The sequence below is a fragment of the Mycoplasma nasistruthionis genome, assembly GCF_006228185.1.
In the GTDB taxonomy this organism is placed as follows: domain Bacteria; phylum Bacillota_I; class Bacilli_A; order Mycoplasmatales; family Metamycoplasmataceae; genus Mycoplasmopsis; species Mycoplasmopsis nasistruthionis.
In genome coordinates this window covers 197,726-219,374 of record NZ_CP040825.1, presented here as the reverse complement: position 1 = coordinate 219,374, position 21,649 = coordinate 197,726, and the positions used below count along the sequence as shown (strand labels likewise).

At 28.8% G+C, this 21,649-nt stretch carries 23 protein-coding genes; 12 read left to right on the top strand and 11 right to left on the bottom strand.

Going from position 1 to position 21,649, the window contains the following annotated elements:
• The first annotated feature begins 28 nt into the window (after positions 1 to 28).
• From FG904_RS00905 to FG904_RS00880, 6 genes are all read left to right on the top strand, one after another.
• Positions 29 to 1,918: a ribonuclease J gene (locus FG904_RS00905; protein WP_139592060.1), complete on the top strand. Its 1,890-nt coding sequence runs from the start codon at positions 29 to 31 to the stop codon at positions 1,916 to 1,918.
• Positions 1,919 to 1,926: 8 nt separating this feature from the next.
• A complete protein-coding gene (locus FG904_RS00900; RefSeq protein WP_139592059.1) occupies positions 1,927 to 3,006 on the top strand; it encodes a M20/M25/M40 family metallo-hydrolase in 1,080 nt (359 codons plus the stop codon).
• Between the two features lie 20 nt (positions 3,007 to 3,026).
• Complete coding sequence (locus tag FG904_RS00895) at positions 3,027 to 3,263, top strand: YneF family protein (protein ID WP_139592058.1); 237 nt, start codon at positions 3,027 to 3,029, stop codon at positions 3,261 to 3,263.
• Positions 3,264 to 3,542: 279 nt separating this feature from the next.
• Entirely contained in the window at positions 3,543 to 4,169 is a 627-nt protein-coding gene (locus FG904_RS00890; RefSeq protein WP_139592057.1) for a hypothetical protein, read from the top strand.
• Between the two features lie 306 nt (positions 4,170 to 4,475).
• On the top strand, positions 4,476 to 6,161 hold the full coding sequence (locus FG904_RS00885) for a TrkH family potassium uptake protein (protein ID WP_246051811.1): 1,686 nt from the start codon (positions 4,476 to 4,478) through the stop codon (positions 6,159 to 6,161).
• Between the two features lie 6 nt (positions 6,162 to 6,167).
• Positions 6,168 to 6,842 (top strand): potassium channel family protein, encoded by a 675-nt coding sequence (locus FG904_RS00880; RefSeq protein ID WP_139592055.1) that lies wholly within the window; start codon positions 6,168 to 6,170, stop codon positions 6,840 to 6,842.
• A 97-nt stretch (positions 6,843 to 6,939) separates the two neighbouring features.
• Here the strand turns inward: FG904_RS00880 and gyrA are convergent, their stop codons facing one another.
• The 11 genes from gyrA to FG904_RS00830 form a co-directional block, all read right to left on the bottom strand.
• Positions 6,940 to 9,621 carry a DNA gyrase subunit A gene (gene gyrA, locus FG904_RS00875; protein WP_139592054.1) on the bottom strand — a complete coding sequence of 894 codons (2,682 nt, stop codon included), beginning with the start codon at positions 9,619 to 9,621 and terminating at the stop codon, positions 6,940 to 6,942.
• A gap of 99 nt (positions 9,622 to 9,720) precedes the next feature.
• On the bottom strand, positions 9,721 to 10,437 hold the full coding sequence (locus tag FG904_RS00870; RefSeq protein WP_139592053.1) for a pseudouridine synthase: 717 nt from the start codon (positions 10,435 to 10,437) through the stop codon (positions 9,721 to 9,723).
• Complete coding sequence (yqeK, locus tag FG904_RS03440; RefSeq protein WP_338044339.1) at positions 10,437 to 11,084, bottom strand: bis(5'-nucleosyl)-tetraphosphatase (symmetrical) YqeK; 648 nt, start codon at positions 11,082 to 11,084, stop codon at positions 10,437 to 10,439. The genes FG904_RS00870 and yqeK overlap by 1 nt, the downstream gene beginning before the upstream one ends.
• On the bottom strand, positions 11,078 to 11,518 hold the full coding sequence (gene nadD / locus FG904_RS03435) for a nicotinate (nicotinamide) nucleotide adenylyltransferase (RefSeq protein ID WP_338044338.1): 441 nt from the start codon (positions 11,516 to 11,518) through the stop codon (positions 11,078 to 11,080). The genes yqeK and nadD overlap by 7 nt, the downstream gene beginning before the upstream one ends.
• Positions 11,519 to 11,523: 5 nt before the next feature.
• The gene (locus FG904_RS00860) at positions 11,524 to 12,753 is read right to left on the bottom strand and encodes a Y-family DNA polymerase (protein ID WP_139592052.1); all 1,230 of its coding nucleotides are present in this window, start codon (positions 12,751 to 12,753) and stop codon (positions 11,524 to 11,526) included.
• The gene (locus tag FG904_RS00855; RefSeq protein ID WP_139592051.1) at positions 12,753 to 13,163 is read right to left on the bottom strand and encodes an iron-sulfur cluster assembly scaffold protein; all 411 of its coding nucleotides are present in this window, start codon (positions 13,161 to 13,163) and stop codon (positions 12,753 to 12,755) included. Before FG904_RS00855 ends, FG904_RS00860 begins: the two co-directional genes overlap by 1 nt.
• Entirely contained in the window at positions 13,153 to 14,316 is a 1,164-nt protein-coding gene (locus FG904_RS00850; RefSeq protein WP_139592050.1) for an aminotransferase class V-fold PLP-dependent enzyme, read from the bottom strand. The genes FG904_RS00855 and FG904_RS00850 overlap by 11 nt, the downstream gene beginning before the upstream one ends.
• Before the next feature lie 6 nt (positions 14,317 to 14,322).
• On the bottom strand, positions 14,323 to 14,844 hold the full coding sequence (locus tag FG904_RS00845) for a hypothetical protein (protein WP_139592049.1): 522 nt from the start codon (positions 14,842 to 14,844) through the stop codon (positions 14,323 to 14,325).
• Entirely contained in the window at positions 14,825 to 15,307 is a 483-nt protein-coding gene (locus tag FG904_RS00840; RefSeq protein WP_139592048.1) for a transcription antitermination factor NusB, read from the bottom strand. Before FG904_RS00840 ends, FG904_RS00845 begins: the two co-directional genes overlap by 20 nt.
• A 121-nt stretch (positions 15,308 to 15,428) precedes the next feature.
• Positions 15,429 to 17,036 (bottom strand): hypothetical protein, encoded by a 1,608-nt coding sequence (locus FG904_RS00835; protein ID WP_139592047.1) that lies wholly within the window; start codon positions 17,034 to 17,036, stop codon positions 15,429 to 15,431.
• A gap of 78 nt (positions 17,037 to 17,114) precedes the next feature.
• Positions 17,115 to 17,504: a hypothetical protein gene (locus FG904_RS00830; RefSeq protein ID WP_139592046.1), complete on the bottom strand. Its 390-nt coding sequence runs from the start codon at positions 17,502 to 17,504 to the stop codon at positions 17,115 to 17,117.
• 150 nt (positions 17,505 to 17,654) lie between these two features.
• On the opposite strand from FG904_RS00830, the gene efp reads away from it, so the two are divergent.
• From efp to FG904_RS00800, 6 genes are all read left to right on the top strand, one after another.
• Positions 17,655 to 18,218, top strand: a complete 564-nt coding sequence (gene efp / locus FG904_RS00825; RefSeq protein WP_139592045.1) for an elongation factor P — start codon at positions 17,655 to 17,657, stop codon at positions 18,216 to 18,218.
• Positions 18,218 to 18,529 carry an MMB_0454 family protein gene (locus tag FG904_RS00820; RefSeq protein ID WP_139592044.1) on the top strand — a complete coding sequence of 104 codons (312 nt, stop codon included), beginning with the start codon at positions 18,218 to 18,220 and terminating at the stop codon, positions 18,527 to 18,529. Before efp ends, FG904_RS00820 begins: the two co-directional genes overlap by 1 nt.
• Entirely contained in the window at positions 18,529 to 18,858 is a 330-nt protein-coding gene (locus tag FG904_RS00815; RefSeq protein WP_139592043.1) for a hypothetical protein, read from the top strand. Before FG904_RS00820 ends, FG904_RS00815 begins: the two co-directional genes overlap by 1 nt.
• Positions 18,859 to 18,870: 12 nt before the next feature.
• Positions 18,871 to 19,800, top strand: a complete 930-nt coding sequence (locus FG904_RS00810) for an MAGa3780 family membrane protein (RefSeq protein ID WP_139592042.1) — start codon at positions 18,871 to 18,873, stop codon at positions 19,798 to 19,800.
• The gene (locus tag FG904_RS00805; RefSeq protein ID WP_139592041.1) at positions 19,790 to 20,797 is read left to right on the top strand and encodes a nicotinate phosphoribosyltransferase; all 1,008 of its coding nucleotides are present in this window, start codon (positions 19,790 to 19,792) and stop codon (positions 20,795 to 20,797) included. The genes FG904_RS00810 and FG904_RS00805 overlap by 11 nt, the downstream gene beginning before the upstream one ends.
• Before the next feature lie 312 nt (positions 20,798 to 21,109).
• The gene (locus FG904_RS00800) at positions 21,110 to 21,646 is read left to right on the top strand and encodes a hypothetical protein (RefSeq protein WP_139592040.1); all 537 of its coding nucleotides are present in this window, start codon (positions 21,110 to 21,112) and stop codon (positions 21,644 to 21,646) included.
• Positions 21,647 to 21,649 lie beyond the last annotated feature (3 nt).

Genomic DNA, 21,649 nt, shown 5'->3' with positions numbered 1-21,649 from the left:
TAATAATTTTTAAAATCAAGGAGAGTTTATGATTCCGACTCGTATTTTTGCACTAGGTGGTGCAGAAGAAATTGGTAAATCAACTTTAGTTGTTGACCATGCTAATCATGTATTTTTAATTGATGCAGGAATTAAATTTGCAGACACTTTTAACACAGGTGTTAGAGGTATTATTCCTGATTATTCTTACTTAAATAAACCAGAAAAAATACTTGAAGGTTTATTTATAACTCATGGACACGAAGATCACATTGGTGGAGTTGTTTATCTGGTTAAACAAACAAATTTAAGCAAAATTTTTGCTCCAAGAATTGCTATTCAATACTTGAAGTTGAAATTTGAAGAACACAAAATCACTCGTAAGATTGATTTTGTTGAAATTGTAAAAACTGATGCTCATAAATTCCCTGAAGGATGTAAAGTAGATTTCTGAACTGCACAACACTCAATTCCAGATGCGTTTGGTATTAGAATAACTACTCCAAACGGTTCTTTAATGTGTACTGGTGATTTCAGATTTGACTATACTCCAATTGGAAACTATACTGACTTTGCTCGTTTAGATGAAATTGGAAAACAAGGCTTAACAGCGCTTTTATCTGATTCAACAAATGCAATGCGTGAAAATCACTCACCTTCTGAAAGTGATATTTTAACCGATATTGAAGCACATATGCGTGCAGCTAAAAAGAAAATTATTATTACTGCATTCGCTTCTAACTTAACAAGAGTTAAGGTTATTATTGAACTAGCTGAGAAGTTAAAGAAAAAAGTTGTTGTTTTTGGTCGTTCAATGGTGCAAGGGATTAAAATCGGTCGTAAATTAGGATACATAAATGTTTCGAATGATGTTTTAATTGACAAAAAAGAACTAAACAATATTAAAGATTCAGATTTAGTTGTTCTAACAACTGGTTCACAAGGTGAACAAATGGCTGCTTTATCAAGAATGAGTTATGGAAAACACAACAGTATCAAAATCATTAAAGGTGATATGGTAATTTTCTCATCAAGCCCAATCCCTGGTAATAGAATGGTTGTCGAACTATTAATTAACCGTTTATACAAACAAGGTGCATTAATCAAAGAAAATGGAATTGATGGATATTTACATACATCAGGACACGCTTATAAATGAGAGCATGATAAAATTTTTCAATTAACTAAACCTAAATACTTCTTACCATACCATGGTGATTACAGAATGTGTGTTGAGCATGGGAAAACCGCAATTGAAAATGGTGTAAAGACTGAAAATGTCATGGTGCCGCGTAAAGGTCAAGTTTTTGAAATGTTAAATGGTGAAATTAAACCAACAAATTCGTTTGTTAAATATGGGCCTATTTACATTGACGGAAACTCAGTTTTAGGATTGTCAGAACAAATACTAGAACAAAGAGCACAGTTAAAAAATGCTGGTTTTGTTAACATCATTTTCTTATTAGACAAAAAGAAAAACACTATTATAGGACGTCCGCAGATTGTTACTAGAGGTAGTTTCTTTGTTAAAACTTCAAAAGAATTAATTGAAGAAGCCAAGAGAATAGCGCATGGTGCTGTTTTATACCACATTAAAAACGCTAAGGCTAATGGAAACAACAAAAGTTGAACTACACAACAACTAGAAGAATTAATTAAAGAACGTTTATCAGCTCTGTTTTATAAAGAAAAAAGACGTAATCCAATTATTGTACCTACAATAATTTACACAGACGAACCAGATGATGCTGATTTTAAACAACAAAAGGTTAAATTTATAACATATAAAGAATATGAAGCTCAAAAAGAAGACGAGCCTAAATCAAGAAGCACAAAATCTAAAAAAACAGCCAAAAATCAGCTAGAAAAAGCTAAAGAAGCTATATTTGGTGAAGTAGATCAAGAAGAATTAGAAATCGACGAAGAAGATGAAATTTAAGGATAATCATGAGTCAAATTCAAGATTTTAAAAAACGTTTAATTACCTACATGAATATTGAAGCAATGTCTAGATATGAAGAACCGGTTGTTGATGAACTTAAGAAAAACATCAACGGCTTTAAAGTAATGCGTGATAAATTAGGTTCAGTAATTTTCTACAAAAAAGCAAGCGTAGAAAATGCGCCTAAAATCATGATTGCAGCTCACATGGATGAAGTAGGTTATATTGTCAGAGACATTCATAACACTGGTCAAGTTCTTTTAAGTCCAATTGGTGGTATTTGACCAACAGTTGTAGTAGGAACAAAAGCAAAACTAATCACTGAAGATAATAAAGTTTTTGAAGGTGTTTTCGGACACACAAGTATCCATATTATGGAAAATCACAAAATTAGTAAAGCAATTACTAATGATGAACTTTATGCTGATTTTGGATTTGAAAACAAAAAAGATGCTTTAAGACACAATGTTCAAATTGGAGACAGAGTTCAATTGACTGGTTCAGTTGTTCAATTCCACAATCCTGATTTAATTGGTGGAAAAGCAATGGACAACCGTGCTGGAGTTGCAGTTTTAGAAAGCATTGCTAAAGAAGTTGCTCACTTAGACTTACAAGCGGACTTATACTTAGTTGGAACAGTACAAGAAGAAGTCGGAACACGTGGCGCTAAATCATCAGTGTCAGTGGTTAATCCGGATATTGCTATCGCATTAGATACAACATCATCACATGACACAATCGGTACAATTGCAGGTACTACTGCTTTATTTAAAGGAGCAGCCTTAAGAATTAAAGATGGTGGTACTTTAATGGATACTAAATTAGTGGCACATATTCAAAATATTGCTAAGAAAAACAAAATAAAAGCTTATAAATTCGTAGCGATGGGTGGTGGAACTGATGCTGCACAATTGCAGTTTGCACAAGGCGGAGCTGCTACTTTAACTCTATCATTACCACAACGTTATTTACATAGCCCTATAGGTGTTTGTTCTGTTTCAGATTTACTAGCAACTAAAAATCTGTTGGTTGAATTTGTTAAAAACTTCAATGAAACTGAATTTAATACTATAAAATATAAATAATTATCATAAAGGAGTTTATTATGGTTAATCTTTCTACAGGAGCATTTGTTGGTGTAATTTTAGCTTGTGTTATTTTTACAGCCATTGTGGCAGGTATTTCTGTGTTTTTCATAACAAGAAATATGTTTAAAAAACAACTTAAAGAAAACCCACCAATTAATGAAAAAATGATCCGTATAATGTTCAAACAAATGGGGCGTACAGCTTCAGAAACTCAAATTAGACAAATTATGCGCTCAATTAAGGGTGAACAATAATCAAATTTGACAGGCAAACTACTTTGGTTTGCTTTTTATTTGCCTTTTTTCAAGGTTTATATATTTAATTTTGCTGAATGAATTTGAATAAAAAATATGGTAATTTTCACAAAATTAAACAAATTATAAAATTTGCTTATTTGTAAAATGTGGAACAAGTCTGAAAATGTGGATTTTTATGGTTTTATTTTCCTCTTTTTGTGCTATCAGTGTTTAATTTTTAAAGGTATATAAATACGATTAATTAAAAGAATATTATTAAAGTGTAAAGGAGGTAAAATGAATAAAAGACGTATATACTTTTGAAATGAACCTTCAGTTCAAAGTGAAGCTAAATACTATCGCCAATATTTTCAAAATGACCATTTTCATTTGGCTAAAACCGATTTTAAACTTCAAGAATTTGTTTACCTTCTTTCCAGAAAAGATGAGTTCTTAAATTTAAATTACACCGTTTTAGATAATTCTTTTTTAATTAAAAGCGTACCTAATCTAGTGACTTGTTCTTTTTTGCTAATTAAAAAGTGCATTGATAAATTTAATGTTCCCAAATTTTTATGAAAAGATATAGTTAACAAACTAAAAGACCTAATTAGTAGTTATTATGAGCAAGGGTTAAATCAGAATAAAGATGATTATGATTTGTTAGTTTATATTTTGGATTTCTTTTTCCAAAGTTCCTACGATTCAGTAATTAAACTAAACTTTACGTTTGCTTTTCTGGTCGTTTTTTTAAACTCTTTTAAGATGCTGATTTTTAAAGATTTAAACAAAGACACGATTAGTTATCAAGTTTCAAGCTTTTCATTTGTAGCACTAAATGATTATTCATGAGTTATAAAAAACTGAGCAAACTCTGTTTTAGCTAAAGAAGAGCTAGCGATTGAAATGAAGAGATTTATTTAGAAAACACTGAGTTAAACATAGAACCAAATAAAGTTAAACCACCTAAAATCAAACGTAATAAAACAATTTTAGATGGCATTATCAATGAAATAGAAACTTCAACAGCTAACTTATTTAACCATCCAAATTTCGAATTTGTATCTAAAACAATTAATAAATTAACTAATAAATAAAAAACAAAAACACAAAAGCACCAAGTTCAAAATTGGTGCTTTTTGTTTCCGATAACCTAAAAATAATTTAACTTTTTTTATGAAAAAGTTAAAATTATATATATTAAAATCGGAATTCCTTCAAGGAGGTTATTTGTCCAATTTCATTGATAAAACTAAAAGGAAGGTTGCTAGAAGTAAGTTTTACCGTTCAATTAGTTATTTCTGACATTGAAAAAACAATATTTCCAAATTAAAGTATTTATTATTTGTTTATTTTTTAATTATTGTTTTATCTTCAATTATTTTATTTTTACCAATTTCTCAAAATGCAAACCAACCTAAAATAAGTTATATTAATGCTGTTTTTACTACTGCTAGTGCATTTAGTGACACTGGGTTAGTAGTAGTGGATACTTATAAGCATTGAAACGATTTAGGACAAGCTGTAATAGCCATTTTGATACTAAGCGGTGGAATAGGTATTTTTGCTTTAAAATTCTTTATTATTAATTATTTATTTGGTAAGAAAACAACTTCTGTTGTTGAAATGAAACTACTGCAAACTGAACGTGGTGGTTCAGATATGTCAAAAATGATTAAACTGATAGTTTCATCAGTTAAGTTCATTTTTATTGTAATTTGCTTTTATAGTATCATTTTGACACTATATTTTTACTTCTCGCCATTAAAACATACTAAAGGTATTCAATTAATGTTAAATGGTGATTTTATAAGCCCACAATACAATTGAGGCTTATCGCTTAAATTTGGTATTTTCCATACAATTTCAGCCATTAATAATGCTGGTTTTGATATTATGTCAGGCTTTTCTTTAATGCCTTATTATCAAAACTACTTTTTACAAATAAGTTTTATTATTCTGCTAATTATTGGTGGTGTTGGTTACCCGGTTTTATATGACTTATTAGAATGAATCAAACATAAAATTCATCGTAAGCCTACTCAATATAAGTTTTCACTTTTCACTAAAGTATCATTAACTGCTTATTTATTAATTTTAATTGCAGGATTTTTAGCTTCAATAGTATTTGAAACTACTTCTTCAAATCCATATACTTTATGAAATCAATATTATATTCCTGAAAACTTATCAGACAGTGTTTATACAACTTATACTAAATGATTTAATGATGGAGCAGATTTAACTAATGTTCCTGATAAAATTAAACAATATGTTGAAAATGGACACTTATATGGAAGTGATTTTGACAAGTTTTTTGCAGTAGTGTTTAGTAGTTTTTCAACCCGAAGCGCTGGTTTTGCTACTGTAAATATCAAACACTTTACACAAGGTACTACTTTTATTTTTATTTTAATGATGATTATTGGAGCAGCTCCTGCTTCAACAGGTGGAGGAATAAGAACAACTACTTTTGCATTAATGTTTATGTCGATTGTAAGAATTTTATTTGGTTGACCTAAAGTTAGAATGTTTAAACGTTCAATTCGTCAAGAAACAGTTAATATGTCAAGTCAAATAATTGCCATTACTTTAATCATTATTCTGCTCGCATCAATGATACTGTTTTCATCATTTGACACTTATAAGGGTCAAATTAAAACAGACTCAATCTTTAATAATGGAAATGAAGTCTTTGGAACTGAAAACATTGTTTTTGAAGTAGCTAGTGCCTTTGGAACTACTGGTCTGTCATCAGGAATAACCAAGAATTTAAATGTAGCTTCAAAAATTACATTGATTTTAGTTATGTTCATTGGACAATTTGGAATTAGTTCAACCTTACAAGTTTGAAAACGTAAAAAGAGTTATAAACGTACATTTGAATACATTGATGGTGATATAGCCATTGGATAGGAAATTATGAAAATTAAACATCAAGATGAAATCGCTGTCATTGGTGCTGGACGTTTTGGTCAAGCAGTTATTGACCAGTTGTTAAATTTAAATAAAAATATTGTTATTTTGGATGAAGATCAAAGAAACTTAAAACGTTATGAAGAAGACATTGACAGAATCTTTACTGGTGATGCTGCTGACACAAAAGTTTTAATGGGGATTGGTATAGATAATATTGATACTGTAGTAGTTGCTGTATCTGAAAATGTTGAAATCGTTTCAGCTCTTCAAGAGTTAAAAGTTAAAAACATTATTGCTAGAGCCATTTCGGCTCGTCATGCACGTGTATTAAAACAAATTGGTGCTAATGTTATCATTAAACCAGAAGCAGAAGCAGGAATTAGAGCTGCTTTAATAGCTGCTAATAACAATTTCATTAAGTATGGTCAAAACCTGCAAGAAATAGGTGATAATTTCGTTATTGGTTCAACTTCTATTAAAAATGAAACATTGATTCAAAAACAAGTTAAGGACTTAGGTTTAAACGAACGTGGAATTACTATTGTTTTAATCAAATCTAATGGAATTTCTAAACGTGCTACTGGTGATGTTAATCTAAAGATGAATGATGTTATTACAATCATTGGTGAAATTGGTGATGTAACTAATGCATTAGCATGATTTAATAATGAAAATTAATTAATCATATTCAAAAAATAAGACGCAATAAGTGCGTCTTTTATTATGCAATTTTATAGCAAATAAAAAAGCCAAATTAATGGCTTTTTGGCTTTTATTATTGCTGTGAAGTTATTTCTTCAGTGTCAGCATGAGTTTCTAAAGCATCTTGGTGAGTAATTACTTCAACATCAACGATTGAATCATCGTCTTTTAAGTTAATTACCTTAACTCCTTTAGCAGCACGACTAATTACTGAAATTTGATTAATAAATGTTCTAATTGTTGCTCCAGATGAAGTAATTACTAATAATTCATCATTTGGATTAACAAATCTAGCAAACACCAAGTTTCCAGCTTTAAGAGGATTGATACCTGTTACACCTTTAGCACCACGTTTAGTAATGCTAAATTGATCAGGAGTTGATAATTTACCAAATCCTTTAGCACCTAGAGTTAGAATTAATTCACCTTCACTTTGTGCAGAAGCCGAAATAACACGATGATCATCAACTAGTGTAATTGCCTTAACTCCTAAAGCGTTTCTTCCTTTATCGTTTACATCGTCAGCCTTAAACATAACAACGTTTTTATAGTTATTAGCTACTAAAATAACATCGTCATTGTCAACAATAAAGGCTCTGACTAATTCATCATTCTCTCTTAAACCGAATGCTTTAAGACCATTTTTACGAATGTGAGAATATGAATCTAGTTTAGTTTTCTTGAATAATCCGTTTTTAGTAATGGTTGCTAAATATTGATTATCATCATAACCATCAACTTTTAAAATTGAGACAATTCTTTCATTTAATTCGACATTCAAGTTAGGTAAGATATTGATAAATGATGAACCTTTAGATTGTTTAGAACCTTCAGGTATTTCATGTCCTCTTAACTTGTAGGCTTTTCCTAAGTTAGAAAATAGCAAGATATCAGTATGAGTGGAAGCATGGAGTAACAATGAAACATCATCATCTTGGTAAGTTTTAATTGAACTTGAACCCATACCACCACGTTTTTGAGCATTGTATTCTGCTAGGTCAGTTCTTTTTACATAACCTTTATTTGTAGCAGTAATAATAATAGGTCTTTCAGGAATTAAATCTTCATCTGAAATAACCCCTACTGCTGTTTCATCAATTTTTGTTCTTCTTGCGTCAGCAAATTTTTCTTTTAATTCATTTAATTCTTCAATAATTTGGTTTACTAAGTTTTGTTCAGAAGATAAAATGAAATTGTAGTGGTCAATACGAACTTGTAGCTCTTTAAGTTCTTCTTCCATTTTTGTAATACTTAAACCTGTTAAACGAGCTAAACGCATTTCTAAAATAGCTTTGGCTTGAATTTCAGTTAATGCAAATGTTTCAATTAATTGAGTTTTTGCTAAATCCTCATTCTTTGAACTACGGATTATTCTAACAACTTCATCAATGTTGTCAACTGCGATTTTTAAACCTTCTAAAATATGTGCTCTTTCTTTAGCTTTATTTAAATCAAATGTAATTCTTCTAGAAACAACATCTTTTTGATGATCTCAAAAGACATTTAAGGCTTCTTTTAAGGTTAAAATTTTAGGCTCATTATTTACAATTGCTACAAGGCTGTAGTTGAATGTTTTTTGAAGTTCTGATTTTTGATATAGCTTATTAAGTAAAACATCAGGATTATATCCTTTTTTAACATCTATAACAATTCTGATTCCTTCACGGTTTGATTCATCGCGTAAATCAGAAATACCTTCAATAACTTTATCCTTAACTAAGTCTGCGATTTTCTTAATTAATAAGTTCTTTTGTAGTGCATAAGGAATTTCAGTAACAATAATTCTGTATTTACCATTTTTTGTTTCAACGATTTCTGTTTTTGCTCTAACAGGAATTGAACCTTTTCCTGTTGAGTAAGCATCATAAATTCCATTAACTCCTAAAATTGTTGCGCCAGTAGGAAAATCTGGTCCTTTAATATGTTGCATCAATTCTCTAACTGTAATTTCAGGGTTATGTGCAATAGCAATAGCAGCATCAATAGTTTCAGCTAAATTATGTGGTGGAATATTTGTAGCCATACCAACAGCAATACCTGAAGCACCTGATACTAATAAGTTAGGGAAACGGCAAGGTAAAACAGTTGGTTCTGTTTCAGTTTCATCATAGTTACTTACAAAGTCAACTGTATTCTTCTTAATTCCTTCTAGCATTTCAGCAGCAATTTTTGACATTCTTGCTTCTGTATAACGCATAGCAGCAGCTTCGTCCCCATCAATTGAACCAAAGTTACCATGTCCATCAACTAATGGATAACGCATTGAGAAATCTTGTGCTAATCTAACCATAGCATCATAAACTGAACTGTCACCATGAGGGTGGTATTTTCCTAAAACATCCCCTACAATTCTGGCACTTTTACGATGCTGTGAACCAGGTGTAATTCCTAATTCAGACATATCATATAAAATTCTACGGTGAACAGGTTTTAAACCGTCTCTGGCATCAGGTAAAGCACGTGAAACAATAACACTCATTGAATAATCTAAAAATGAAGTTTCCATTTCGTTATCAATAACAACTGGATAAATTCCATCTTTTGGATCATATAAGATTTGAGATTGAACTTGATATTCTTCGTTGTTTTGAGGAATTTCTTCTTCATCTTCTTCAATTTGAGGTTTTACTTCTTTTGCTTTAAAAACTACTCTAGTATCATCATCAAAATCAATATCATCTTCAGTAATTAAGTGGGTCTTGTTTTCTGAGTCAATATCATTTAATAAGTTTTTGTCTTTGTTTGTATCTTCCATAGTAAACCTTAATGTGTTTAATTAATAAAATAAAATTTTATTAATTATATCGTTTTCTGTAAAAAAGTCAAGACCCCAACGGCGCAAAAAAAGATCCGATTAGGATCTTTTAATTCTTACTCACTCATGCAGGTTTTTAATTTCTTTGATTGTTAGTGGTCTGAATTTACCTTCGGGTAATTTTTCAACTGTTACACCTGCGTATTCCACCCTTTTTAGGTTAATGACTTTTTTATTAACGAATTCAAATAATCTTTTTACGTGGTGATATGTTCCTTGAGATAAAACAACGAAATAACTTTTGGTATCAGCAGTAATAACCATTTGATTTGAAATTAATCCTTCTTCAAGTTCTACAGGTCCATTTAATATCTTCAATTCTTTCTTTTCAAGTGGTTCATTTAAACGAGCACGATAAACTCTTTTAACTCCATAAGAAGGGTGCATAAGTTTATTCGCCAATTCTCCATCATTTGTAAAAATTAACACACCTGTTGTGTCGTAATCCAATCTTCCCACAGGGAAGACACGATATGGAACATCTATTCAGTTCATAACGTTATCACGATTTCTAGGGTCTTTCATTGTTGTTAAGGTGTGTTTTGGTTTATTTAAAACGTAATAAACTTTTCTTTCTTGTTCAATTGGAATACCATCAACTTCAATATTGTCAGTAAAACTTGCTCTTTGACCTAATACGGCTATTTCGCCATTAACCCTTACCCGATTGCTTAATATCATCTTTTCAGCTTCGCGACGTGATGCTATTCCTGCTTGTGATAAAAGCTTTTGTAATCTTTCTTTTTCTTGAATCATTAGAATTTACCTCATTTACGATATAAAGATTCTTGTTTTTGGTCAAATTCTACGCCTTTATCAATGTTGAATTGGTATGTATATTTGACAACTTCTTGAAAACCGGCTTCTAAATCTTTGAAAGTTAACTCTCTAACTTTTTGGATTCCAGGGAATTTACGACCTTGGCAAATTTTATCAGCAATAAATAAAATTTTGTCCAATGAAGTCATATTTTCAGCCATAGAAGTATGAATTTTAATAGCATTTAAAATTTCTTGATCTTCTAATAAATAACCATATTTTAGTCAAATATAACCTGCGTATTGGTGTAATTTATACTTCGGATATTCAACATCCATATCTGGTTCATTATTTAAAATTCACTGTTTTTGTATTTCAGGATCAATTTCTTTTGCAATATCATGAAATATTCCAGCATAATACGCCTGTCTTGCTGAAAACCCGTGCGCTTTGGCTAGGTTTGCGGCAAATTCGCCAGTAGCCATGCAATGTTTGGCTCGTTTAGCTGATAAATAGTTATGAATAATTTGTTCGGCATATAAAAAGTGTTTTTGAATGTAATTTTGAACCTCAGGTGAAACTATTTCAAAGACTCCTTTTTTATAAATAGTTGAAGAAGCTTCAATAGGTTCATTTTTTAGCAAAACACCATTATATTTTTAATGTTAATTTTATTAATTTTGTTTGACCGTCTAACAACTGCGATTTTAACCAGCGAAGCAATTTCATCAATGTTTTTTCATTTATTTAAAGTAGGTACATTGTCGCTACCAATTATTAAAAAGATTTCATCGTTTTTGTATTTGTTTTTGAAATATTTGACCGTATCAATGGTATAGCTAACTCCTTGACGTTTAAGTTCAAAATCAGAAACTTCCATTTTTTGTTCTAAAGACATTGAAATCATGTTTAAACGGTGTTGATTTGATGCAACTTTGTTGTTTTTTTTGAATGGTGACAAGTTTGCTGGAACGAAAATTAACTTATCTAAATTAAGTTCTTTAATAGCATTTTCAGCAGTCTTAATATGCCCAATGTGGATCGGATCAAAACTACCACCGTAAATTCCTATTTTCATTTTCCCTACTTTCTATATAGTCCAAAAGTTGTTTTATCTTTTGATTCTTGTTCATTTTCGAAACTTAAATCAGCTAAAACCAATAAAGCTTTGCGATGCAAGTCAGAACCTTGCTCACTTAAGACTTGTTCAAACAATGGTTTGCTGTTTAATTCTTGTAAGTTAAATAGATTTATTGGTTTATATAATTGTTTAACTGGTTTTAGTGAAGTTAATCTAACTCCAATACCTATAAAATCTTTGTTGTTAAAATATTTTTTAAATATATAATAAGCTACACTATAAAGTTCCTGCGCACTGTTTATGTATTTAGAAAGCTTCATTTGTTTAGAAATTCAAACTTTATTTCTTTCGCGAATAGTGACTACAACTACATCACCTGCTAAATTTTCAGCTCTAACTCTTTTTGAAACTTTTTCACTTAATTCAGTTAATGCATTAACTTTATACTCTAATGCTAAATCATAATCAGTAAATGTTTTCTCATTACCGATTCCTGAAGGCAATTCTTCCTTATAAATTACATTTTCTCAGATATCAGGATTAAGTTTATCTAAAAAATCTTGTAAAGTCCTACCAAAAATTGCTTGCAATTTAAGGTCTGAAATTTCGCACTTAGCAAAATCTCCAATTGTTTTTATCCCTATATCCTTAAGTTTTTGAGAATTTTTACGACCAATTCCATGAAATTCTTTAATGTCAAGATTGTAAAATTGATCTTGATAATTATTTTCATCAGTAAATCCAATACCAAAAGGTTTTGAAATGTTGGTAGTCATTTTTGCGAAAAATTTATTATGTGAAATACCAATAGTAATCGGAATTTGAAATACATTCAAAATATCACTTTGCATTTGTAAAGCAAGTTCTTTAGGTTGTATTTGTTTTTGCTTAATTAAATTTGTTACATCTAAAAAACATTCATCAATCGAAGCTACTGAAATGTTTTGACTATACTTATTTTTAATGTAACTAAAAATTTTATTAGATAAACTAACGTATAAATCCATGTCAGAAGGTATAAAAATGGCATCTGGAACAATCTGCTTAATTTCATAATTTTTCATTCCAGTTTTTACACCTTGTTTTTTTAATTCATAACTTACAGAAACCGCAATTGCATGACTTTTATCCCTTGAAATAGCAATTGGAAAATTTTTTAGTTTTGGATTTTTAACTCTGGCAGCACTAACAAAATAACTGTCGAAGTCAACATGGAAAATAACAGGCTTCATTATTTTTTAAGTGCATTAGGTGTTAAAAGAGCGCAATTAACTCTGTTTAAGTGTTTCTTAACATTAAAGAAAACTCATAAATCACCTAGTGACTGAATTTCAGAATCACTTAATTCTTTTAAATTTACAAAACGATCAAACAGCATTGCTAAGTCATTGATTTCCTGTTGTGTTTTCCCTTTTATGATGTTTAGAAAAATATCTGTAGCACCCATAAAAATAGCACATCCATGACCGTCAAATGAAACATCTTGTAAAACATTATCTTTTCAAGTTGCTTTAAGCATTAATTTATCTGAGCAAGTTGTGCTGAAAAAAGTTTCAAAATCTGATTCTAAAGTTGTTTTATTTTGTGGTTTTGAATAATGATTCATAATTAGTTCGCGAGCTTCGTTTGGATTAAAATGCATAAAAATCACCTCCGTTTTCTAATTCATGAATTAATTTATCAATGTCTTCAAAGTTATTGTATATTCCTAACGAAATTCTTAGGAAAGAATAGTTTTGTTGAATATTTCTTAAGTAAGGTGCACAAAAAATTCCAGCGATTGTCACAATGCCTTTTGTCCCTAGATAAGTGGCAACATCTTGCGCATTTATATCTTTAACATTAATTAAAGCTATATAATCACCTGATTTTGAAAATACTTCAACATTTTCTAATTTATTAAGTTTTTCATGTAAATATTTTGATAAAGTGTTTAATTTACTTTGTGTATAGTTATAACTAATGGATTCAAAAAAGTCTAACGATTTATCAAACATGAAAAAACCGGCAATATCAGGTGTCCCTGGTTCAAATGCTGAAATTGTTTTCTTAAGCGACCAAGTATTATCTTTTAATATCTCATTAACTGAGCCCCCACCAAATTTAACAGGTCTAAGCTTTGTTAAAATAGGTTTTTTAATAGCCAAAACACCCATTCCAGTAGGCCCGTAAAACTTGTTAGTGCTAAAAACCACAATATCTGAAAGTTCCATAGAAACTTTTTCATGACTTATAGCTTGAGCAGCATCATTAAAAATGATAGTGTTATTTGCTTTAGCTAATGCAGATATTTGATTAATATCAAAATGCTGATTAAAAGTATTTGTTTCTTGTGCAAAGGCTACCAATTTAATTTTTGAACCTAGTTTTTGCATCTCGCTTGTAATATCTTCAGAAATTATTACTTCAGCATCTACTTCTTTAGCCATTTCAAGTCAAGGAATAATGTTAGAGGAGTGATTGTATGCATTAAGTAAAATAATATCTTTTGATTTAATCAACTGTTTAAACATTTGCGCAAACAAATTAATTGATTCAGTAGTTCCACTAGTAAAAATAATTTCAGATGGACTAGCATCTAATAAGTCTGCAACTTTATCTCTAACACGATTAATAGTTGAATTAACCAAATTACCCATAGGCGTATCAGCGCTTCTTGAAGATGTTGCTATGTTTGTGTAATAATCAACCATCGCATCAATCGCTACTTGAGGTTTTAAAACTAAAGCAGCTGAATCAAAATAAGTAACTTTCTTTAATGAAGGAAACTGGTCTCGAATATCTTGACTTTTCATAAAGTTTTAAAGCACCTTTCTAAGTAATTTAATCAAGATTAAGTTGTAATCTGGCTTGGTTTGAAAATGGTCTAAAAAACGATAATAATGTTGGCGTTTTGCGTTGTTTAAGTTAATTTCAAAAATTTTTCTTTTTTCTTTACGACCTGAATAATTTGAATCATCTATTGATAAGTCAATTAAGTTGTATTCAAATTCTAAATTAGCTTTGTTGAAATACTTAACGAATGTTTGATAAAAAAAGAAATAATAAAATGAAAAAATCATTTTTTTATCTCTTTCTGAAACTTCTTGGAACTTCAAGTTATTATTAAATTTTCTAATTAGTTCATTTAAATTTTTGGCTTTTAAAACATGTTTCTTAACAACTACTTCGTTCAAGTTTTTTTGTTGCAAAATATCCATGTCATAAAAGGTTTGTAAAGTAAAATTTAATTTTTTAACTAAACTATCATAATGTCAACGATATGAAGCTCGTAGAAAAAGCAGTTTAATTGCATTAAACTGTTTAATTATCATTTTCAACATCAATACGTTCCATTTTTAGTAGAACTTTATATGCGTTTTCTAAAATTCCATTAATGAATTTGTAGTAATTGCTTTCGTTAGTTTTTCAACCTAGGTCGATTTCTTCTTTTGTATCAACTAGGAAATATAATTTGGTAATTTCAATAGCTTCATTAATAACAATTTTTGGATGTAGAGTGAAAAATTCTTCAACACCATTAATTAAAATTGCTCTAAGCAGTGGAGAAACTCTGTTTCAATCTCAGTTTGTGTTAAATAATTTAATTAAAATTGTATCTTTGAAAAAATCATAATTATCTTTTATGTTTTTAATTCTAGCTAAGTCTCTTTGAGTCAAATCGCTATTCTCATTGAACACTTCAACTAGGTCAATTGGTTTACCTAAAAGTTCATACTTATAAATAACGTTTATTATGTCAATTCTGACCTGACGTCTTGATTTTTTGGCTCTTTCTGAATGCATATTTAACCCCTTTAATAAGTCTTTTTTAAATTATATATTTTTTTAACTTTTAGTTAAAAAGAAAACTAGAAAATGATAAAAAGTTGGATTTATTTAAAAAAGCAAGTCAGAAACTTGCTTTTTAGTATTTTCCTTTTTTGTTTTTAGAAACAAAATTATTTTGAATAAATGATAAAGCACCATATAAACTTAGTAATAAAAATGTATAAACCGGAATTGCAATTCCAGATCTTAAAACTATTGGAATCATTAATATGACAAAGTTATCTTTTACTGTATAAGTTCTCCCTAAAAATGCATTTGCATAATTAATGTATAAAATTGGTCCACCTAACCATCTAACAATAATAAAAATCGAAATAACTAATGATAAGAGTTTAACAAATAAAATGCTTTTATCGTAGAAGTTATCTTTTACTAAATGACTTGCAAAAGCTAGTTTTTTATTAATTCAATTAACTTTTGTGTTTTGATTTTCTTTTGAATCGACTCTTAAGCTAGATCATTTAATCAAAGTTAAGATTATTGTGAAACTAATTAGTAAAAAGATTAAAAGTCCTACTAACGCAGTGATTATGGTCAATGTTCCACTGCTTAGGCTTTTGAAACCAAATGTTTCACTAATTCTAATTAAAGGATTTTCTGTATTGAGCGTTGATATTGATTTTTTAGAACCCTCAACTTTCACTTTAGCATAAAATGCTTCATTATTTGAATCTAAAACATAGATATATAGGGCTAAAAAGATAATGAATGATATTACAATAATAGAAATTGCTACATAAGCACTTCAAAGTTTTTTATTTTTCAGCAGATAAATAAAACCTTTTGTAATTAAAACAATAACTATTCCAACTAATGCATACATTCAGTAGTAAGATCAAATTCTACCAGTAAATAGTAGTAAACTAAAATCAGCAATAACTGCAAGAATCATAGCTTTAACAATTGGTAAAAGAAGGGCAAAAACAATATAAAAAATATATTCTAATGAAAGACCTATTTTACTTGCTCCAGTTGTTTTAGTAATTGTAGTTACTAATAAAAATAAAGCTAAGGCAATACCTGAAATTGCTAATTCTTGAATGGTATAAATTAAACTTGATTTGCTTAAACGAGCAAGTGTGCTATCTTCTTGATTGTTTAAATAACTTAAAACTGTTTTTTTAAAATAACTTTTGTCTTCTAAATATTTTTCACCCTGAATTTCTTGGTTAAATTGATTTGTATAAGTAGTTTTGGATGCTAATCAGAGTAAAATCGGTCAGTTTATAAAAAATAGAAAAACTGAACAGAAATAATAAACAAATACCCCTGATTTATTAAGGAATAATTTCATTAATTTATTTCTGAACTTTTGTTGCGTTTTTGAAAAATCAATTTTGGCAGTTAAAATCGCATCTGCAAATAAGACATATTGATTTCAAGACCTCAACATCGAAACAGAGGCTAAAAACACGAACCCAACAAAGTATCAAATATAATTTGATATGCCTGCTAAATTCTTTTTGTCATTCTTAATTTCGCCAAATACATCGAGTGCACTAAGAATTGCAAAAGTTAAAAAAACTAGTGCTAAAAGCATAATAACACTTGAAATAAGGAACGAAAAGCTAATTTTAACTAGATGGTATTTTTTAAATTTTAAATAATAATTTTTATTTTCTTGACTATACCGATTTTCTGAATCGTTTAAGTCAATTTCTTTTGAATTTTCATTTATATACATAAAACTAATTATAAGTTATCTAAATTTATAAATTTTAAAAAACTTACTTTTTTAAAAAATTCCATTTAAAATGGGAATTTATAAACGGTATGAAACAGTAGTAGAGCGATAAAGTTTGTTTTTAAGAATAATGTTAAATGAATTTAAGATTTGTATTTCATTCATTGGGTTAATTTTATCTTTAAAAATATCGTCATGTATATAGAAAGTATCATTCAAAAACAGTTTTGCATCTGTTTTATAAATTCATTCAAAATTAACAAAATAATCAGTATTTTTCTGAGTGATTATTGGTGATAAAAGATGTACACCATTGTTTTTAGTATATTTTTGCACACGACAAAAATATACAAAGTTGTCTTTTTCCATTATTGGCAGTACATAAGTTTTATTTTGCTTACCTTTAAATAATGCATAATTAAATTTTTCTTTCAGTTGGTAAAGGTTGAATAAGTAAATTTGGTTCATTTTAACTCCTCATTAAATAAGTAAGAATTTAAACTAATTGAACTAAATAAAAAAATAATGCTATTTTTTACTAAAAAATTAAGCTGTTGTTTAGTAAGCAAATAAATTAATATATAATTTAAAAAATATCAACAGACTAAGGAGAAAAACATGGTTAATGTAAACGAATTTAAACCAGGTATCACTTTCCAAGATGAGGGTGAAATTTTTGTTGTATTAGAAGCAACACACTCTAAACAAGGACGTGGACAAGCTAATGTTAAAGCTAAAGTTAAAAACTTAAGAACAGGTTCAACAACTATTAAAACCTATACAGGTGGAGATAAAGTTAAACGTGCTCACATTTATAAAAGAAAAATGAACTACCTATACTCTGATGGAGAAAGCATTATTTTAATGGATAATGAAACATATGAACAAGTTTCAATCCCTGTTTCATTAGTTGAATGAGAATTAAACTTCTTAAAAGAAGGTAATGAAGTTCAAATCAGAAAATTCCAAGAAGAAGTTTTAGATATTGAATTACCAGTAAATATTGATTTAGTTGTTACAGTAGCACCTGATGCAGTTAAAGGAAACACAACTAATAATCCTCAAAAGAAAGTTACTGTTGAAACAGGTTTCGAACTAGAAACACCTATGTTTATTAAAGAAGGAGACGTAATTACAGTTTCATCTGAAACAGGTAAATACGTTGGAAAAGCAAATAAATAATGAATTGAATTAATGTTTCATATAATTCAAACCAAACTTATATAGTTCAAGAAAGTGCGCTGTTAAATGCGATTGAACTAGTTATTTCAAGCGCAAAAAATGTCATTAAAAGTTCTGTGCCTAAATTAGAGATAGATCCAGATCATTCAAACTTAAACATTTTAATTGAAATTAAGTTAAAAAACATAACTAAAGAGCATGACCCTTATTCAATTGTTAAAGATTTAACCTTTGATATTGAAGAAAGTGTTCGGGCACTAATTGATAAAAAACCTAAAAATGTTCAAGTAATTTTATTAGATATTTACTAATGAAATCAGATAATTTAAATTATGGTTTTTATCGAAGTTTCTTTATTCGTGAAATTGATAATGAAATTGAGAAACTACAACTTAAAGCCACTAATAAATTATTTAAAAAAAACACTAAGCAATACTTAAATCAACTCATCAAATTAAAATCTGAATTACAAAAAAACAAAATCAAAGATTCAAATCTCAGTGCTAACAAGCTAGTTTATAACAAACTTAAGCGTAATTTCTATCTTAGAAAAGCAATTTGAAGTTTACTTTGTGTTTTTTTTATAGCAATCATAGTTGGTATAAGCATAGCTTTGATAGTGTTTTTTTACAAAAGGTAAAGGATTAGAATTATGAAATTATTTTTAAGGAATTTTTTATTTTTCAATAAAATCGATTGATATTGTTTTTCAATCGGTGTTATTTTATTATTAACTTATCTAATAACAACAATTTTAGAATGACATTTTAGAAGTGTTAAAGTTTATGAAGCCTTCGAATCAGTAAGTAAAGTAATAGAATCAGCAAACATTGATAGTAGTGTTAAAGAAACTTATATTTACCCTAATGCAACTGAAATTTTTTGAGGTGGTTCAACGAAGTGATTTACTTTTATTAGCAACTTAACTATGGCTATTTCACTTGCCACATTTCCATTTTATAAAAATTCATATCGTGCTCAAAAGTTTTATTTTGGTTCATTAGTTTATATTATCATCACAGTGCTTGTTTACTGAAGTGGAGTGGCAGTTTATGATGGGATTTTTACAAATCAAAATATTTTTGAAATGGTTAAAACATTAATCATGCACGCTTTTGCCCCTGCTTTAGGTCTGTCAACATTTTTCTGACTAAGACACTATGTTAAAATATCGAATAATGCTATTTGATTCTTGGCTATTTATCCAGTTTCATATTTCTTTTTCACTTTAATTATTTATTTCACTGGTCATAAATTTATGGATTTTGGTGGAACTGAGTTAGATCGTGGTGTAGTTATATACAAAGTTGTTTCTTTTTATGAACCTTTAGGATACAACGGTGGAGATACTTTTATTGTCGTTTTACTAGACATTATTTTATTCTTGATGGCTTTTTTAACAGCCCCAATTATTGGATTTTGCTTAAGAAAATTCTTCAGAGTATTGCAACCAAATCAAAAAGCTTTACAACCATTTTATTTTGTCCATCCAGACTTAAAAAACAAACTACACTTACATTTACAATCACTTAAACACCACGCAATAAATTCACAAGAAGAAGGTTTCTTTGATGAACAATAAAAAAGATTATACAGCAGCATATTTTGCTAAAACTGCTAAAGTTCTAGCTTCTAAAAAGCCAAACAACGTCATTGTTATGCAGTTTTTTCAACGAAAAGACAATTCGATATTAGCTGGAATGAAGCAAGTTTTAGAACTTTTAAAATCAGAAACAGATACAAGCAAATATTCTATTAAATATCTACCAGATGGTGCAAAAATCAATAATTTAGATATTGTTTTAGAACTAGAAGGACACTATCAAGATTTTGGTATTTGAGAAGGAATGATTGACGGTATTTTAGCTAGATATACATCAATTGCAACCAATGCCTATCACTGTGTTCAAGCTGCTGGAAATAAACCTGTTATTTTTATGGGTGATAGAGCTGATCACTATTTAAATCAACCTGTTGATGCGCAAGCTGTTGAAATAGGAGGAATTAAAATAATGTCGACTTTAGCCCAAAAACAAGCAATCAATCATAATGAAAATGCGGTTTTTGGAAGCATGCCACATGCTTTAATTCAAGGTTTTGATGGTGATGTAGTTGAAGCTGCTAAAGCTTATCATGAAATTTTCCCAAATGACAAACTGATTGCTTTAGTAGATTATCATAATGATGTTATAAAAGATTCTTTGAGAGTATATGAAGCTTTAAAAGACAAAGTTTGAGGTGTTAGAGTTGACACTTCAAAAAACATGATTGACCATATGTTTGATAATCAAGAACCTAAATTCGGAGTTAATCCTGACCAGATAATTAACTTAAGAAAAGCTCTAAATCAAGCAGGGGCTAATGACTATAAAATTGTAGTATCGTCTGGCTTTGATGCGCAAAAAATAGCCTTATTCGAAGAACTTTCAGTTCCGGTTGATTATTATGGAGTAGGGCAAAGTATATTTAAGTTAAATAACTCGTTTTCTGCTGATGCAACTATATTAAACGGTAAAAAACAAGCAAAAGAAGGTCGTTTTTATCGTTTAAATCCTAACTTAATTAAATACAATAAATAGTTTATTAATTCTCGTGATTACGAGAATTTTATTTTACTTTTAGTCTATATGTCTTTATAATTTAAATAATATTAGCAACAAATTTATTGTTATAAGGCAAAAAGAAAGGATCACACCTATATTTTTGTAGCGGTATCAAATGGGTTTGCTAAAGGTTATAGCAACCAAATTGGTATTGGTAGATTAGAAAACCTAGAAAAACTAAACCCAGATCCTATAAGTACAATTAGAAATACAATTGAAAATATTTCAATTACTGAAAATAAACAGTATGTTAAGGAATTAATCTTAAAAAACTTAAGTGCAAATTTATTGGAAACAAAGATAGTTAATTATGGTGTATCTGTCTTAGAAAACATTATAAATCAACTGAACTTATTTGGCTTCGCCAATAAAATACAACAAAAGAAATTAACTACTTTTGTGCTTAACTATTTCATACAAAATAATTTCATCTTTAACTTAAACAGCAGTGACGTAGAGCTAAAAGATTTAAAGTTAATTAATTTACTGACTGAAAATAAAGACACTATTTTAAGCAAAATAAATCAAAATTCAAATGATAGCTCAATTAATAATATTAAAAGTTTGAATGATATTATGATTTTGATTTTAAGAGCTATTTTTGAATATATTGTTTTAAAAGTTAGTCTAAAATACCCAGAATTTAAAAGTTATACTCCTTTTGAATGTCTAAAAGTATTTCAAAACACATTAAAAGTAGTTGAATCTTTAAATGGTGAAATTGTCAAAGAAATATTTATTACAAATCAACAAAATAAGGCTTATTTAGAATATTTCAACTTAATCAAAATAACTTTTTTAAATAACAAAAAGCAGACTAAATAGTCT